The following is a 16635-nucleotide window of genomic DNA, read 5'->3' as shown; positions in this document are numbered from 1 at the left end:
AAATAAGACTTTCCCGAAGTCGAAATTGAATACATGAAAAAAGTTGCTTTCTATACATTAGGCTGTAAGTTGAATTTCTCAGAAACATCTACCATTGGCAGAATGTTTTCAGAGAATGGATATGAAAAAGTTGAGTTTCATGAACAGGCGGATGTATACATCATCAACACCTGTTCTGTAACAGACCATGCCGATAAAAAATGCAAGAAAGTAGTAAAAGAAGCGTTGCGCTATTCTCCTGGTGCATTTGTAGGCATCATCGGTTGCTATGCACAGTTGAAGCCTGAAGAAATTGCGCAAATACCGGGAGTTGATGCAGTCTTAGGTGCTTCTGAAAAATTTAAATTGTTTGAACTTCTTGGCGATTTCAATAAACAGGAAAAAGCCACCATCTATACCAGCGATATTTCAAAAGCGACGGATTATTATTGTTCGTATTCTGTAAACGATCGTACACGTACATTTTTGAAAGTACAGGACGGTTGCGATTACTCCTGCAGTTTCTGTACCATACCGCTTGCGCGAGGCAACAGCAGAAGCGACAGTATTGCAAACGTTATTAAAACAGCGAAAGAAATTGCTGCAAATGATGTAAAGGAAATTGTATTGACGGGCGTAAACATTGGTGACTATGGTATCATCAGCGGCGAACGTACAACTTCTTTTTTAGAGCTGATAAAAGTACTGGATAACATAGAAGGCATTGATCGTTTCCGTATTTCATCAATCGAACCGAATTTATTGACAGATGAGATCATTTCGTTTGTTGCAACATCTAAACGTTTTGTACCGCATTTTCATATTCCGCTGCAATCCGGAAACAATAAGATCTTAAAACTGATGCGCCGTCGCTACCAACGTGAGTTGTATGCAGAGCGTGTTGAAGCGATAAAGAACTTAATGCCACATGCATGCATTGGTGTGGATGTGATTGTTGGTTTCCCGGGAGAAACAGATGAGGACTTCAACGTCACTTATAATTTCTTAAACGAATTAGATATCTCCTATCTGCACGTATTCAGTTACTCTGAACGTGCGAATACGCTTGCTGCAACAATGAAAGGCAAGCGTCCAAATAGAGACCGTAGCGAGCGTAGTACCATGCTTAGGACGCTTTCTGAAAAGAAACGTCGCTTCTTTTATGAACAGCATCTTTCTGAAACAGCAGAAGTATTGTTTGAAGCGGAAGAAGAAAACGGAAGCATGTTTGGCTTTACAAGCAACTACATCAAAGTAGTTATGCCATACGATCCGCTTTGGGTAAATGAATTAAAAAAGGTAAAGCTGAAAGTTATTAACGGCGAAGGATTGGTAGAGATCGATCCGGTTTGGGAAAAAGTCGTACTCTAAACATTATATGTTTCAATCTATAAATAAAAAGAACTGCTATCTGCAGTTCTTTTTATTTATAGACACTTTATTAAGTCTGTTACGTATTATTTTTACAATACCACCAATACCATTTTTTTTCTATTAAATACATTAAAATTGAATAATTTAAATCAGTTGCTTCAACCTAAATTTATTGTATCGTTTTTTTTATTTTTTAATATTTTACTTTTACATTTATGTATTGCTTTTAGATATGTATTGCTTTTAGATTTTAGTTTTTTAAAGTTTTTTATATAAAGACACCTCTATGAAAAAAAAGTTTACCCAAAAAAAAATGCTGAAGTATTCGTTCATACTCAGTTGCTTTTTACTCGCGCATTCTGAAGTTGTTGCTCAGAATATTCCAGATGCACCCGATAAAAGCATGGAAATATATGGCCATGTGCAATTGGATGCGGGTTATAATTTCGGACAATCAGATCCAAATTGGTTTGATGTTATGCGCCCTACTAAATTGCCGGGTTATAAAAATGAATACGGAACAAATGGTAATTTTTTCATGAGCGTAAGGCAAACACGTTTTGGTGTAAAGACCTACACACCTACTGCTTTGGGAGAATTAAAAACATGGTTTGAATTTGAAATGTTTGGAACGGGCGTAGATGCCGGTCAGACAACATTCAGATTACGACATGCCTATGGTGAACTTGGTAAGTTTGGTGCAGGTCAGACATGGAGCCCGTTCATGGATATCGATGTATTCCCAAATACGCTTGAATACTGGGGACCTAACGGTATGGTATTTTTCCGTAACGTTCAGTTCAGATATATGCCGATACAAGGCGATACCCGTCTAACGTTTGCATTGGAAAGACCCGGTGCAAGTGCTGATCAAGGAGTTTATGCAAGTCGTGTAGAATTACAAGGTGTAAAAAGTCATTTTCCGGTACCCGATTTATCTGCAGAATATCGCTTGGGTAGAAAATGGGGATATGTAGAATTGGCAGGTATTCTTCGCTACATAGGCTGGAAAGATGTTGTAGATACCAGTAAGTTTGATCTGAATGGACATGCAATCGGCTGGGGATTAAATTTAAGTACAAATATCAAACTTGGAACAAGTAATACGTTCCGCGGCCAAGCTGTATACGGACAAGGTATACAAAACTACATGAACGATGCACCTGTTGACGTAGCAATCAAAACGGATCCGGGAAATGTTAATCAACCGATCAAAGGAGTTGCATTACCTGTTTTAGGATTAGTAGGTTTCTTAGATCATGACTGGAATGAAAAATGGACCACCGCAATAGGATTTTCGTACATGAATATTTCCAACTCAAACGGACAGGCAGCAAATTCATATAAATCCGGCCAGTATGGTATAGTGAATCTTTTGTGTAAGCCTGTTCCGCAAATGGTTGCAGGTATTGAATTACAGTATGGCCGCCGTGAGAATTACAACGACGGCTGGAGCTACAATGCCGTTAAACTTCAGGCATCGTTTAAATATAAATTCGGACATGTTTTTAACCGCAATCCGGAAGCACCTAAAACTTTTTAATACCAACTTTTAATTTTGAAATCATATGAAAATCTTTTCACAAAAAAACAGATTTAGAACCATTACAGTAGCATCTATGCTATTGATTGGAGCAATTGTTACAGCTTTTACATTCTCCAAACCTGTTGCTGCAACAGATCCAATTAACAATGCTATTAAAGAAGCTTATGCGAAGTTCAAAGATCTTAAAGAAGGAAAAAACGCAGACTATATTCCCGCACTTGCGGAAGTTAATTCCAATCTGTATGGTATTGCTATTGTAACTGTTGACGGAAAAGTATATAAAATCGGTGATGTAGATTCTTTATTTTCTATTCAATCTATTTCGAAAGTTTTCACATTGGCACGTGTTATTGAAGACGACGGTGCACAATCTATCCAGGATAAAATAGGTGTTGATGCTACCGGTTTAAAATTTAATTCTATTGTAGCAATTGAAGAAAGAAAGGGTAAAGAAATAAACTCATTTGTTAATCCGGGAGCCATTGCTACAACGAGTTTGGTAAGAGGGGCTACGTATGACGAAAAATGGAATCGGATCATCCAAACACATAGTGACTTTGCTAACCGTTCGTTAGGTGTGAATGGGCCTGTATACAAAAGTGAAGCAGAAACCAATCAACGTAATCAGGCTATTGCCATGCTAATGCATGCGTATGGCGAAATGTATTTCGATCCATTAAAAAGTACAGATATCTATACAAAACAATGTGCCATCAATGTTGGTGCATATGATCTGGCGGTGATGGCTGGTACCTTAGCCAACGGAGGTAAAAACCCATTATCAAAAAAGGTTGTTGTATCTCCAATTACCACACAACATGTACTTGCTGTAATGTCTACAGCAGGTCTGTATGATGATTCAGGAATCTGGTTGTATAACGCTGGCGCACCTGCAAAGAGCGGTGTTGGCGGCGGCATCATTGCTGTAATACCTGGTAAGTTTGGTATCGCGGTATTCTCTCCTCCATTGGATGCAGCTGGTAACAGTGTTAAAGCACAAAAAACAATTCAATACATTATTCAAACCTTAGGTGCAAATCCTTATTTGATCCAACCTAAATAATTCTTGAACATCTTTTTAGTAACAGACGAATGAAAGTGCATCCCCGCTTTCATTCGCCTTTTAATCTTTAATTTCAGGTACATATGAAAGTGTCTAAGCTACTTTTACTACACATCTTACTATTGCACTCGATACATGCTCTATATGCTCAGGATACTGCAAAATATAGACCTTTGAGAGATACTACATTTAAAGAAGATACAAACTGGGGATCCATGAGTCCAAGTAGTGGATTTGTTGTAGCTAAAACACCTAAAGGCTCCATGAATATAAGCGGATATGCTTTGTTTCGTTATGAAAATCAAGTAGCAGATCATCCAACCTTTCAGGATCATTTGGGAAGAACTCAGGCAATCGATACACGACGCGATCTACAGTTACATCGTGTGTTGGTGTTCATGAAAGGTTTTTTGTACGATCCTAAATTCACCTACAACATTACTTTCTGGACCGTATTATCTACCCAACAGGTAAATATCATTGGTAACATGGGTTATAGTTTCCATAAGCGGTTCAATTTATTTGCAGGTGTGAATGGATTACCCGGTACGCGTTCATTAATGAACTCGCATCCATTTTGGTTGGGAACAGACCGTGTGATGGCAGATGACTTTTTCAGACCCGGCTTTACCAGTGGAGTTTGGGCTTCAGGAGAAATATTGCCAAGAGTATTTTATTCTGCCATGGTGGGTAATAACTTAAGTCAGTTGGGGGTTAATGCCAAACAACTTACCAGAGATTACGCGTATGCAGCTACGTTATTCTGGCAGCCAACAACAGGCGAATTCGGTCCTAAAGGAGCCTATGGCGATTGGGAATACCACGATAAATTAGCCACTCGTTTTGGAACGTGTTTCACAACCAGTGTGGAAGACCGTTACAATCAAACAAGTGAACCTTCTCCGGACAATACACAAATTAAAATTTCTGATTCGCAGTTGTTATTTGCTACAGGTGCTTTAGCCGATACAGTAACACTTCAAACAGCTAAGTTCAATTTATTAACCGCTGATGCGGGTTTTAAATACAAAGGGATTTTTGTTCAAACAGAATTTTATTATCGTTTATTAAATAATTTCACAGCAGATGGTCCCGTGCCATTAAATAAAATAGTCGATAAAGGTTTCTATGTACAGGCCGCGTTCTATCCTGTTAAACATAAGTGGGAAGTCTATGGTGGAACATCTCAAATATATGGGCAGTTCAACAGATCCTATGAATATTTAGTAGGATCTAATTTCTATCCGTTCGGCAATCGTTATTTGCGTTTAAATGCACATGTTATCCATGTTACGCATGCGGCAGCCAACAGCACATTCGGGTACTATGTAGGCGGACAAACAGGAATGATTTATAGTTTAGCAACAGCACTATTTTTCTAACATATCCGATATGAAAAAAAAATATCTAACAAAACAATTCGTATGGATGAGTTTACTCCTTATTGCTGGAGGACTGAGTTCATTCCTATTCGTAAATATTGATCACCTTTCAAAGGTAAATGAGAAGAAAGGGTTTCTATATCACGACTCTCATTTCCATCTTACAAATTACATTCAGGAAGGAATTTCTGTACAGGACTATTTAAAGTTGATGGGCGATAAAGTAGGACGCTCTACCCTATTTGGAATTCCGTTGCAACAACAATGGTCGTACAGAGTAAATGGCAATAATGCACCAACCTATTATTTAGATACCGATGCACCACTTTACTACTACTCCTTCACAGATGCCTATATTGCGATGCAGTATAAATCATTAAAGCCTGAAGATCAGAATCGGTTTGATCCAATGATCACCGGCTTTAATCCTACCGATATGTATGCTGCCGCACACATTCGAAGAGTTTTACAAACCTTCCCAGGAGTGTTTACCGGCATTGGTGAATTTTCCATTCATAAAGAATTTGTTTCTTCCAAAATATCCGGAGATGTCGCAAGCCTTACAGATCCTGCACTGGATTCCATATTATCCTTTGCCGAAGAAACAGGTCTTGTAGTGTTAATCCATAACGATATTGACAATCCTTTCCCGAAAGCAGGAAAAACCAACTATCTGGAAGAAGTAAAGACCTTATTCCGCCGCCATCCTAAGGCTACGATTATATGGGCACATATAGGTTTGGGCAGAGTTGTTCATCCTGTAAAAAATCAAGCAGCACTTATCGAAGAGATTATATTGGACCCAACCTTAAAGCATGTATCTTTTGATATTTCGTGGGATGAAGTTGCCAAGTATTTCGTTGAGACTCCTTCCTCATTAACTGTTTCTTCAGAATTACTGAATACCTATCCCAATCGTTTTTTGTTTGGTACAGATGTAGTTGCGCCCAAATCTGAGGAACAATATTATAGTGTATATAATCAATATGAGCCACTTTGGAAGCTATTAACACCTAATACTAAAGAATTGATCACAAAGGGTAATTACGAACGTATTTTTGATCAGGGCCGAATACATGTAAGAGCCTGGGAGCAAAAAAATATGGTGAAAAAATAAAGATGTATTAGATATGAACCCATCTTTTATTGTGTTACATATGCCGAGATATTATGACGGTCAAAGAAAAGATATAACTTCTCTGACCGTCATAATAAGATTTTTTTTATTTTTCAGTTTCGTTATTTTTTCAAATTCAATCTTTGCCCAACATAAAAAATTTTCACAGGCTTATATAGAAACTGACTTTACTACAAAACCTATAAAGCGTTATTTGTTTGAACTTGATCTGACACAAGGTACCAGCGCCGATACGGGGCAAACCAATATACTGAAATACCGATCGTATGCAATTGTAAATCCATGGTTTCATTTTTATCCTACACGGGTAATTAAACTATCGTTAGGTGGATTCTATAGACATGATCTGGACGTTGAAGAAATAAACCAGAATTCGATGAACGAATATAGAATTTCAGCATATGCGTTATTTAATATTTCTTCACGTAAATTTTATTTATCACACAGGGCCGGTATAGACCTGCGTTGGTTGATGTATGATGATAACACGCAATACCGTACCCAACTACGTTATAGATTAAAAGCCATCATGCCTATAAACAAAAAAGAATTGGTTAAAGGCACTTTTTTTCTGAGCTTTTCAGAAGAAATTTTATTTTCTAAAGTGAACAATCCCAAACGTACGCAACTTATAAATCTATTTTTAACAAATGTAGGGCTTGGTTATTGCTTAACAGATAATATTCAGATTGAACCTGGTTATAGTTGCCAGTATCACCCTTTATTTGGTACAGACTCATCTACATTAACTAATGTCTGGAACATACGATTTACCTTTAATAATATTTTTATCGGTTATTTAAAAGATAAGAAATAAACCACTGCATACTATGATGTATAAAAATATTGTATCCATTAAAATATACTTAATCCTTTTCTTCTTTATTACAGTATTGAAGACACAGGCTCAATGTGAATTTACAGAGGTTCTGAGAGCAGATGGCTCCTTAAACAGGAACTATGAGTATGATACTATCTTCCTATCCGATTCAATGAATATCGATATGTCGCTCTCCTTCCAAGGAGCCCTCAGAACATTGCGGGTTGAGTTTGAATACAACGATACGCTAAAAGCCCGTTCCTATAAAGACATCTATCTGCAACTGGAAGACAGTACCATTGTTGAGATGCAATTCCTTTCCTCATCTAAAGAACTTGCCAACGGAAAAACAACTTGCCTGTATGATATTAATAAGCGAGACTTAGGCTTTCTTGAACGCTATAAGATTGTTTATTTTATTTATAATAGAAAAAACAATACACGAGCAACGCTTCTGTTAACTACAAATCAAGATATACTCATAAAACAACTTGAGTGTGTACGAAAGAAGTGAGTTGGCGAATGAATGAATAAGCTAAGCACATAAAAAAAAGACTCCCAATTTATAGGAGTCTTTTTTTATAAAACGTTGAAGTAAAATTACTTCTTATAGATCTTAAATGTCTGGTTGTCACAGTTAAGGTAATAAACCCCTGCCGGAGAACCTGTGATATCAATTTCAGTTCCTTTAGACTTTCTGATAACGTTACCAAATGCATCCTGTAGTTCGTATTCAACAGGTCTTGATAAAGTGATCTTATCTGTAACACGTTTTGGATAGAAGGTTACCGGAGGTAATGTAGAAGTATATTCAACAGTAGATGAATACTTGATCTGACCATCCACTTCAAGGTATTTAATTCTGTATTGGTTTACGCCTGAATGATGGAAACTTTCAACTTCATAGTTGTTCATTAATGAATTTCCTTTACCGCTCAATTCTTTTACAATCACCCAAGTATTGTATTTCATTTGCTCAACAAAGATCTTACCTTTTGGACGTTCACCTTTTGTAGACCATACAATTTTATCCTGATCAACAGAAAATGAGCTGATAGAAAATGCACTTGTAGCCTGAATTACCTGAGGGTTCAAGACTTTAGGTTTACAGTCGCTTTTGTGTGTTATTTTGACAGTAACCGGATCACCGATTTTCAAGAATGACAAATCAATTTCAAATGCACTACTAGCTACGTTGTACTCTTTCTTCTCTTCATTTACATACACATCATTTGTGCAGTAATCTCTCATATTCCCCGCAAACGGGTTCTGAACGTACAAATTTTTACCTTGATAAACTCCGGAAATTGTCAGTATTTCAGCGTTAGAAGCTAATGAGCCTAATAATACCAAGCTGGCAATCACAAATTTACTTACTATTTTAATATGTGTCATTTTCCTTGTAAGGATTAGTTTTATAAAAAATTAAATTGACCTCGACAAATATTGTCAATTATTCCTGTAATTACAAGTGAAAAAACCAATAATTTATAAAGATTATGCACATTTTTGATTCGTTAATACTATTGATATATTTTTTGGAGGTACTTTAATTATAGCCTAACTTGTATCAAGAAAATGTGATCCTGATGCTCAAACGAATTCTTCTATACATATTACTTTTACATTCAATTGGCTTTGCTTCTCAGGCAAATCAAATCGTTGTACCAATGGATGAAAATCAAACGAATCATTTAAAATCGTATGGTGTAGCTTATTGGATACTAACAAAAGATAGTCCGGTTGACTGGTTATTAAATTACCGGGGCGGCAGTTTTGCCTTCAATTATACGCCATCCTTTGTGAATGAATTAGTTATCCGAGGGGTATCCTATGAAATTATTTCCGATGCGGATTATGCAGGAATACAATCCTACATCAGCAAACCGGAAATAAATATGGATGTAGTAAAATTGGAAAAATACCCCAAAATTGCCGTTTACTCTCCAAAAACTAAACTGCCCTGGGATGATGCTGTTACCATGGTATTAACCTATGCTGAAATTCCATATACGGTAATTTATGACGATGAAATTATAGGAAACGAATTACCTAAATACGACTGGCTGCACTTGCACCACGAAGATTTTACAGGACAATACGGTAAATTTTATGCCATGTACCGCAATCAGGCATGGTATCAACAGCAGCAACGGGAATATGAAGCATCTGCAAAACGTCTGGGCTTCAACAAAGTATCTGAAATGAAACTGGGGGTAGTAAAAAAGATTCGTGATTTCTGTGCAGGCGGAGGTTATATGTTTGCTATGTGTTCTGCAACAGATACCTATGATATTGCATTGGCTGCCGAAGGTATTGATATCTGCGAGACCATGTACGACGGCGATCCGGCGACACCAAATGCTTCTGCCCGATTGGATTATAGCAAAACATTTGCCTTTCAGAATTTCAAATTAAAATCGGATCCCTACGAATACGAATATTCAAACATTGACAACAACCCTCCTGAAAGAGGGATCTCCGAGAACAATGATTACTTTAATCTGTTTGATTTCTCTGCTAAATGGGATGTGATCCCAACAATGCTTACCCAGTGCCATACACGAACTATACACGGCTTTATGGGACAAACAACGGGATTCAAAAACAGTTTAATAAAACCTGAAGTTATTGTACTGGGCGAAAACAAAGAGATTAGTGAAGCAAAGTTCATTCATGGGACGTATGGTAAAGGCACGTGGACCTTTTATGGTGGCCACGATCCGGAAGACTATCAGCACTTTGTTGGCGAAGATCCTACAGATCTGAACCTGCATCCCAACTCTCCGGGCTTCAGACTTATTTTAAATAATGTGCTCTTCCCTGCTGCGAAGAAAAAGAAACAGAAAACGTAGGCCGTTCGAAATTCCAAATAACAAATTCCAAATAACAAAAAACCTTATCGGAATATACCTGCCCATGAATTACCAGGCGATCCTGAATCAAATTCAAAAAGACATAAAACCCTATTTAGGACAAGGTAAAGTTGCTGATTATATTCCGGCATTGGCAGGCATTGATCCTATAAAATTCGGCATGTCTATACACACTGTAGATGGTATACATGCACACATTGGTGATGCACAGGAAAATTTTTCTATTCAAAGTATTTCCAAGATACTTACGTTAACAATGGCTATAGCAGCGAATGATGCAGGCATCTGGAAACGTGTAGGCAGAGAACCATCGGGCAGTAAATTCAATTCTCTTATTCAACTTGAACTGGAACAAGGTATTCCTCGCAATCCTTTTATCAACGCAGGTGCACATGTTATTACAGACATCATCTGTTCACATATCAGAGAACCTAAAGAAGCTATTCTTGAATTTGTACGAATGATCAGCATGAATGATCAAATCGATTTTGATTATGCGGTTGCTCAATCCGAACGCGAAACAGGAAACAGAAATCTTGCGATGGGTTATTTTATGAAAAGCTTTGGCAACATTCATAATAAAGTGCGCGAAGTGCTGGATGTATATTTTCATCAATGCTCTTTGTCCATGAGCTGCTCCGATCTAAGCAAGGCTTTTTTATATTTGGCGAACGAAGGTGTAATTCCTTCTTCTGAAAAAGCAATCATTCCTAAAAAAGCTTCCGACAGAATCAATGCGTTAATGCTTACCTGTGGTATGTATGACTCCGTTGGTGATTTTGCCTATCGTGTTGGCCTGCCTTCTAAAAGCGGTGTAGGCGGTGGCATTGTATCCATAGTTCCGGGCGAAATGTCTATTGCTGTATGGTCGCCGGGACTAAGCGAATCGGGCAACTCGCTGGCAGGAACAAAAGCTTTGGAACTGTTTGTAAACTATACAGGGAAAACGATTTTCTAGTGGACAGTTGTCAGTGGTCAGTTGTCAGTATAAAAAGAAAAAGACTTTAGAAGTAACATCTAAAGTCTTTTTCTTTTTATACTGAATAGGTTTCAAAGTTAATACTCTTTACTGATCACTATTTACTGACCACTATCCTTCTTCATCTCGCCCAACATTTTCCAGGACATAAACGAGAGTAATGCAATGAGTGCAGCAATTGCCAACCATACAAACAGTTTATTCTCATACCAGCTTATCGATTCTTCAGCCACCACTATAGCGGGCTTATCAATCTTTTTACTATCAAGTACCAATAGCGTTGGCAATACCTTTGGGATGCTATCTACAAAATAATTCAGATCGTATACAGGCGCAACAGACGCAGAATCACTATATGCCAAACGATACTGGTGTCCTTTTTCTAAATAGGTTTTTAAGTATCTTGTCAGCTGCCATGTTTCAATACCTTTCAACTCCAACGGACGGTTGTCATCGTTTTCAATAAGTATATAAAATTCCTTTTCTCTGAAAAAACTAAAATCAAATTCATTTAATGAATACGAATTTACTTCAAGTGTAGTAATCGGAATATACATGTCGCCTTGTTTCTTCTTCCCGGAAACTTTAGTGGCAAGTGTAATCTCTCGCTTATAATATCTGGGACCTGAAAAATTAAACCGGATGCGATTGATTAAATACTGATCCGCAAAAGAAACCTTAATGTAGGTCCTTTTTTCTTCTGCCTTTGTTTGCTGCTCAAACGTTGGTGCAGGAACAGATTTATATTTACCTTCTTTTAAAAACGTTTCGTAGAAACCGACTTTCAATACATTTACAGGATAATTCCATCGACTGCTGTTTTCCCAATGAATCCAGCTTTTCTCATTCCAGTATCCCCTATCTGTTATATCGAAACTGTAATACAAATAATCCGTTAACGGAAAATGTACATAGGTAAGTACTTTGGTATCTGTCTCGCTGTAGTTGTTATAAAACACATCAAACTGTTTAACTGCATACCAGGTAATACCATCGTCGCTTCCGGAAATTCGATTTACTTTAACCGCATCCGAGTTCTTCAATACAAAACAAATATTGTTGATTGCCTTCTTGCCCGTATTCTCAATGGTAAGTTTTGTACAACACCCGTTTATGATCTTATTGGAGACAATCGGATATTCTTTAAATAGGGTGCTTGAAAAATAAGGTTCTTCGCTTTTGTGAACAAAGGGTATCTCTTCATTTTTTTCATTCAGTATGCGGATGTCCGAATAATTGTCTTGCAGCTTAGCACCAATTTCCGGTCGCAGTACAATGTTGTAAAAACCATCTGCTATAACACTATCTTCCAATGCAGCAGACCAGCGAAAGGATTGTGCCTGTGCAGCAGATGCACATAAAGCAAAACAAAGTAATGCAATTATTCTTTTATACATCTTCAATGAATTCAAGATTATTCTTCTGTTAAAATTTTCTTCAGCTTTTGATACATAAATGAAATGATCAGAAGCAATACACCCAACGAAATAAAGGCTGCAATTTTTCCTCCTTCAGACATTTCCCGAATATCGAAAATAAACATCTTCAATAAGGTAACTCCAAAAATAGTAAGCGAAATGATCCGCAGCGTTTTAACTTTAAACTTCATTCCGAGGATCATCAATATGAATGAACCAACACCCCATAGAATGGGGAAGCCAACTTTATATACCTGATGAGATACGCTATATAAGTCTTCATCAGATTTGAATGAAGACACCAATACCAGATTTAATAATTCAGCACTTGCAATATATATAACTGCAAATGACATAAACCATAAGTAAACACTAAATTGCGTAGCGTTTTTAGCAAATTTATTTTTCATCCATATAAATGTGTATCCTAATAGAATCAGTAAAAGCACAACATTTACGTAATGGAAATAATAATGAAAACCGAGTTCAGGAGATCTCATCAGATATTCATTGCGAAGATCCAGAACAATGGTATTGTAATAAATAAGATATGCAGCTGAAATTACAATGCAGGCAATGATCGGAAATAATTCCAGCAGAGCTACTTTTCGGAAGCGTACATACAGGGCGAATAACAATATAAATATTAAGTTATAACAGCAGGTGTAGATTGGTGTGATGTCTACATAGCTTTGCAATAAACCCAATCTGCTTTCGAATTGATAATAAACTTCCAGTAAACCACCGAAGTAAGCAACGACTAAAAATGCAATTTCCAATACACTTGCATATTCTTTAATACCCAGAGCCCCAAATAAGGTTTCGTTTGTTTCTTTTTTTAATAATAAAATCGTGGCACTTATTGAAGCAATAACAACTATAGTAGCTACAAATGCTTTATTGATAAACAATGGAAGGATTCCATCAAATGTACTATAGGCATGATGCCAGTCAAGCAGCAAGCTTATAAACATCAATGCATTAATAATAAATGAAGCAATCTTCATCAATTGTATGCCGGACTTTTGCGAAAGCCACAGTAGCAAGACTGTTTCCGCTGCCCAGAATAAGGTAATGTAATTCCCTTCTAATTGAATCGGTGCAGAAAGCGTAACAAAGGTCAGTACCAAACCAATGAGCAGATACACCAGATTGGAATCCACTTTTTTATTCTTGTATAATACATATGCAAAAATAAAATTGAATGACGCAATCAAAATAGTAAACAATCCTTGGTATAAGCCACCATGTATGCCTTTCAGAATAAACATACCTGCACTGTAATACAAGAAGGTATTGCTGATCAATATAGACAATTGAAACAATACAAAAGATTTATTCTCTTTGATGTTGTTTACAATATTCATCGCAAAGAACAATACATAAAATAATGTTGCAAAAAGCAATGCACCAACATACGGCAATGGTTCTTCGTCGTAATTAAATGTTTTAATGAGCCAGCCTGCGTACAATAAAATAGTAAATACAAAAGCAATAACATTGATTGCATTCCATCGCTTGAAGTACGAAAGAACGATCATACCGATATTTAAAACAGCAATGTATGTAAAGAGTACCTGATAATTTCCGCCACCTGTGCTCACCATAAATGGCGATGCAAAGCCGCCAATGATAGCAAGTATGGCCAGTTCTTTGCGGTCATAGAAAATTGACAAAATGACTGCAAACAATGTAATGATGACCATAATTATAAACGCCAAGGTCTGAGGCATTAATTTATATTCCTGAAAGGCAATGGTTATAGTCAGATAAAAAACAGCCAGTCCACCACCTACAAGCACTGAGCTAAATGCCCTGAACGTATTTCGAGTGTAATGTGCAATACCCACTAATATGGCACCACAAGCAATACCAATCAATACACGACCTGCAGGAGGAATCCATCCTTGATCAATAGCAAATTTCACAAAGAAGCCGATACCCAATACTAAAATGGCAATACCAATTTTATTAATAAGGTTCTCTCCTATAAATTTCTCTATATCCGGATTGCGTTCAAAGAAGCTCGGTTCTTTAGGTTTAACTACCTTCGGTTTAACAGGCTCTGTTGTTGGTACAAATAATGGACGTTCAGCCTTATGTTCAAATACAAAAGGTTCAGGTTTGATCACTTTTTCTTCAACAGGTATTTCCGGAACAATGACTTCCTTCACCTCTTCTTTAATAACCGGCGGTGTTATTATCGTTTCAGGCTTACTGACAGGCGCCTCTTCTGTTCTTATTTTATCCAGTGACTTTATACGCTGCAGTTCTGAACGTACGTCGTTCACATCCTTTGCCATAACCTGAAGCTTCTTTTGCAGTGCTTCGATTGTATCAAGCAATGTTCCTGTTCGGTTCAGCAAAATGAAAATGCAAAAAAATAATCCTGCAAAACCAATAACCATTAAAAGGCCTTCCATATTTGAATATTAAGGGGTTTAAATACTAAAGATATTTAAAATGAAATAAAAGTCATTTCTTTTTCGATTTAAGTTACCCCCTTCTTTATAAGTAATTGGAAGATATAAGGTTGCATCAATTACATTTTATACGTTTTCTAAAAATAAACGGGAAAGTATAGCATGTTGTTCTATGCTATACTTTCCCGTTCAAATAAAAAGCTTGTGGCGCTGACGATAATTACTTCATTTTGATCTCTATATATTCTGTTGTAATAGATTGTTCTGAATTGGTATAATCGAACTTTAAATGAGACTGTTCTACAAGCAATGTTGTTTCATCTTTCCATCTTACATTATCGGGTCCCCAATTGTACAATTCTTTTTCTCCAAGCTCTATCAATTCAGAACCGTTCACTTCAAAAAGCTGAAAACCATTAAAGGTGAAGCCTGCTTGAATATCCTGATTAAACGTAATGATATATTTGTTATCCGGAGAAACAACCGGCATACCATACAACAGTGTAGTGTCTCCAGATGATTTATTAATGAACACATATCCATATGCTTCATAATATACTCCCATCACCAGCCATTGATTGATCTCCGGCATGTCTTTAATAAATGTATAAACAGAATAATCATCCACATCATCCTCATCGTCGTTGTCATTTATCAGATATGTATTTTTATTATTCAGACATTTAAAAATTAATGAATCCCCACTACGGGAAACAGCAGATGCAACTTTTTGAATTCTATTTGCTTCAGATGTATCCTTCATTTTAAATGGATCTGCTGCTGCATTAAATTCATTTGGACTTGATGCACGTATTTCAAATTCGTGATTCCCTATATGAAAAATAGCAGAGTCAACCAGTTCAATCGGATGTTCTTCGCTATCCTTTATAAGAGTACTATCTGTAAGGCCATCTCTATCAGTCGATTCAGGAGTTTCATTTTTACATGAAAATACGATCAACGCACTTAACACAATTAGAAAAGAATACGGTTTCATCGGTCTAAATAGTTAATTAAAATACAAAATATCACCCGGTTTATTTAGATATAAAAGTGCACTAAAATTTATTTTATGCAAAATACCTCGGCTTATTTATTGATTGGAATGATGTATTTATGATAAAAATCATCGTATCTATTCTTCACAATAATGTAATCCTTTAATCATTTTTTTTCTATGTTGTTTTTGAGATCAATCAGGCGTTGCTTTACATTGTTCTGCAGGTTACGTTTGATAAATGGTGTAAGCATATTGAAAGGAAAACGTAACGTAAAAGAATACAAAAAAATAACTTCCGTTTCTTCAGGGCCGATCCGTTTAAAATTCCAGGAACCTAAAAAATCCTTAAACATAAATGGGCCCTTTGTCATTTTAACAGCTGTCACTTTCGGACGATTGAATGAAACATACTCTGTCTCCATCCCAATTCCGTTATGCGCTACGCAATACGCTTTCACTGTTAAACCTGCTTCTGTAGCACCATCGATCAGATCTGCCTTTTTTAGAAACGTATCCCACAGCAGACGATTTTTATAATCCTGCGTATAGTCAAACACACGTTCCTGTGAAGCATGTATGTAAATTGATTCAGAGAATTTTATCTGGTTCATGCGATTTTTATTAAGATGAACTACTT

General features: G+C 36.7%; 14 protein-coding genes. 9 read left to right on the top strand and 5 right to left on the bottom strand.

Annotated features, from left to right (window positions below):
- Positions 1 to 33 precede the first annotated feature (33 nt).
- From mtaB to A3EE_RS0118750, 7 genes are all read left to right on the top strand, one after another.
- On the top strand, positions 34 to 1350 hold the full coding sequence (mtaB, locus tag A3EE_RS0118780; RefSeq protein ID WP_018344991.1) for a tRNA (N(6)-L-threonylcarbamoyladenosine(37)-C(2))-methylthiotransferase MtaB: 1317 nt from the start codon (positions 34 to 36) through the stop codon (positions 1348 to 1350).
- Positions 1351 to 1639: 289 nt separating this feature from the next.
- A complete protein-coding gene (locus A3EE_RS0118775; protein WP_018344990.1) occupies positions 1640 to 2896 on the top strand; it encodes a DcaP family trimeric outer membrane transporter in 1257 nt (418 codons plus the stop codon).
- 25 nt (positions 2897 to 2921) lie between these two features.
- Positions 2922 to 3962, top strand: a complete 1041-nt coding sequence (gene glsA, locus A3EE_RS0118770; RefSeq protein WP_018344989.1) for a glutaminase A — start codon at positions 2922 to 2924, stop codon at positions 3960 to 3962.
- Positions 3963 to 4045: 83 nt separating this feature from the next.
- Positions 4046 to 5344, top strand: a complete 1299-nt coding sequence (locus A3EE_RS20965) for a hypothetical protein (protein ID WP_018344988.1) — start codon at positions 4046 to 4048, stop codon at positions 5342 to 5344.
- Between the two features lie 10 nt (positions 5345 to 5354).
- A complete protein-coding gene (locus A3EE_RS0118760; protein WP_018344987.1) occupies positions 5355 to 6461 on the top strand; it encodes an amidohydrolase family protein in 1107 nt (368 codons plus the stop codon).
- 13 nt (positions 6462 to 6474) lie between these two features.
- Positions 6475 to 7299, top strand: coding sequence for a DUF2490 domain-containing protein (locus A3EE_RS0118755; RefSeq protein WP_083921296.1), 825 nt, complete (start codon positions 6475 to 6477; stop codon positions 7297 to 7299).
- Positions 7300 to 7312: 13 nt separating this feature from the next.
- The gene (locus A3EE_RS0118750) at positions 7313 to 7816 is read left to right on the top strand and encodes a hypothetical protein (protein WP_018344985.1); all 504 of its coding nucleotides are present in this window, start codon (positions 7313 to 7315) and stop codon (positions 7814 to 7816) included.
- A gap of 86 nt (positions 7817 to 7902) precedes the next feature.
- Here the strand turns inward: A3EE_RS0118750 and A3EE_RS0118745 are convergent, their stop codons facing one another.
- Positions 7903 to 8697 carry a hypothetical protein gene (locus tag A3EE_RS0118745; protein WP_018344984.1) on the bottom strand — a complete coding sequence of 265 codons (795 nt, stop codon included), beginning with the start codon at positions 8695 to 8697 and terminating at the stop codon, positions 7903 to 7905.
- 194 nt (positions 8698 to 8891) lie between these two features.
- On the opposite strand from A3EE_RS0118745, the gene A3EE_RS0118740 reads away from it, so the two are divergent.
- Together A3EE_RS0118740 and A3EE_RS0118735 are read left to right on the top strand one after the other, a co-directional pair.
- Entirely contained in the window at positions 8892 to 10157 is a 1266-nt protein-coding gene (locus A3EE_RS0118740) for a hypothetical protein (RefSeq protein ID WP_018344983.1), read from the top strand.
- A 64-nt stretch (positions 10158 to 10221) separates the two neighbouring features.
- A complete protein-coding gene (locus A3EE_RS0118735) occupies positions 10222 to 11136 on the top strand; it encodes a glutaminase (protein ID WP_026209865.1) in 915 nt (304 codons plus the stop codon).
- A gap of 122 nt (positions 11137 to 11258) precedes the next feature.
- On the opposite strand, the gene A3EE_RS0118730 is transcribed toward A3EE_RS0118735, so the two are convergent.
- The 4 genes from A3EE_RS0118730 to A3EE_RS0118715 all read right to left on the bottom strand — a co-directional run bounded on the left by A3EE_RS0118730 (position 11259) and on the right by A3EE_RS0118715 (position 16609).
- The gene (locus A3EE_RS0118730) at positions 11259 to 12554 is read right to left on the bottom strand and encodes a hypothetical protein (RefSeq protein WP_018344981.1); all 1296 of its coding nucleotides are present in this window, start codon (positions 12552 to 12554) and stop codon (positions 11259 to 11261) included.
- 17 nt (positions 12555 to 12571) lie between these two features.
- Positions 12572 to 14998, bottom strand: a complete 2427-nt coding sequence (locus tag A3EE_RS0118725; RefSeq protein ID WP_018344980.1) for a DUF2339 domain-containing protein — start codon at positions 14996 to 14998, stop codon at positions 12572 to 12574.
- 220 nt (positions 14999 to 15218) lie between these two features.
- Positions 15219 to 15995, bottom strand: coding sequence for a hypothetical protein (locus A3EE_RS0118720; RefSeq protein ID WP_018344979.1), 777 nt, complete (start codon positions 15993 to 15995; stop codon positions 15219 to 15221).
- A 167-nt stretch (positions 15996 to 16162) separates the two neighbouring features.
- Entirely contained in the window at positions 16163 to 16609 is a 447-nt protein-coding gene (locus tag A3EE_RS0118715) for a type II toxin-antitoxin system RatA family toxin (protein WP_018344978.1), read from the bottom strand.
- Between the last annotated feature and the right edge of the window lie 26 nt (positions 16610 to 16635).

Source organism: Cytophaga aurantiaca DSM 3654 (assembly GCF_000379725.1).
Lineage (GTDB): Bacteria > Bacteroidota > Bacteroidia > Cytophagales > Cytophagaceae > Cytophaga > Cytophaga aurantiaca.
The sequence above is the reverse complement of the archived record's forward strand: the minus strand, read 5'-3'. Positions and strand labels throughout refer to the sequence as shown.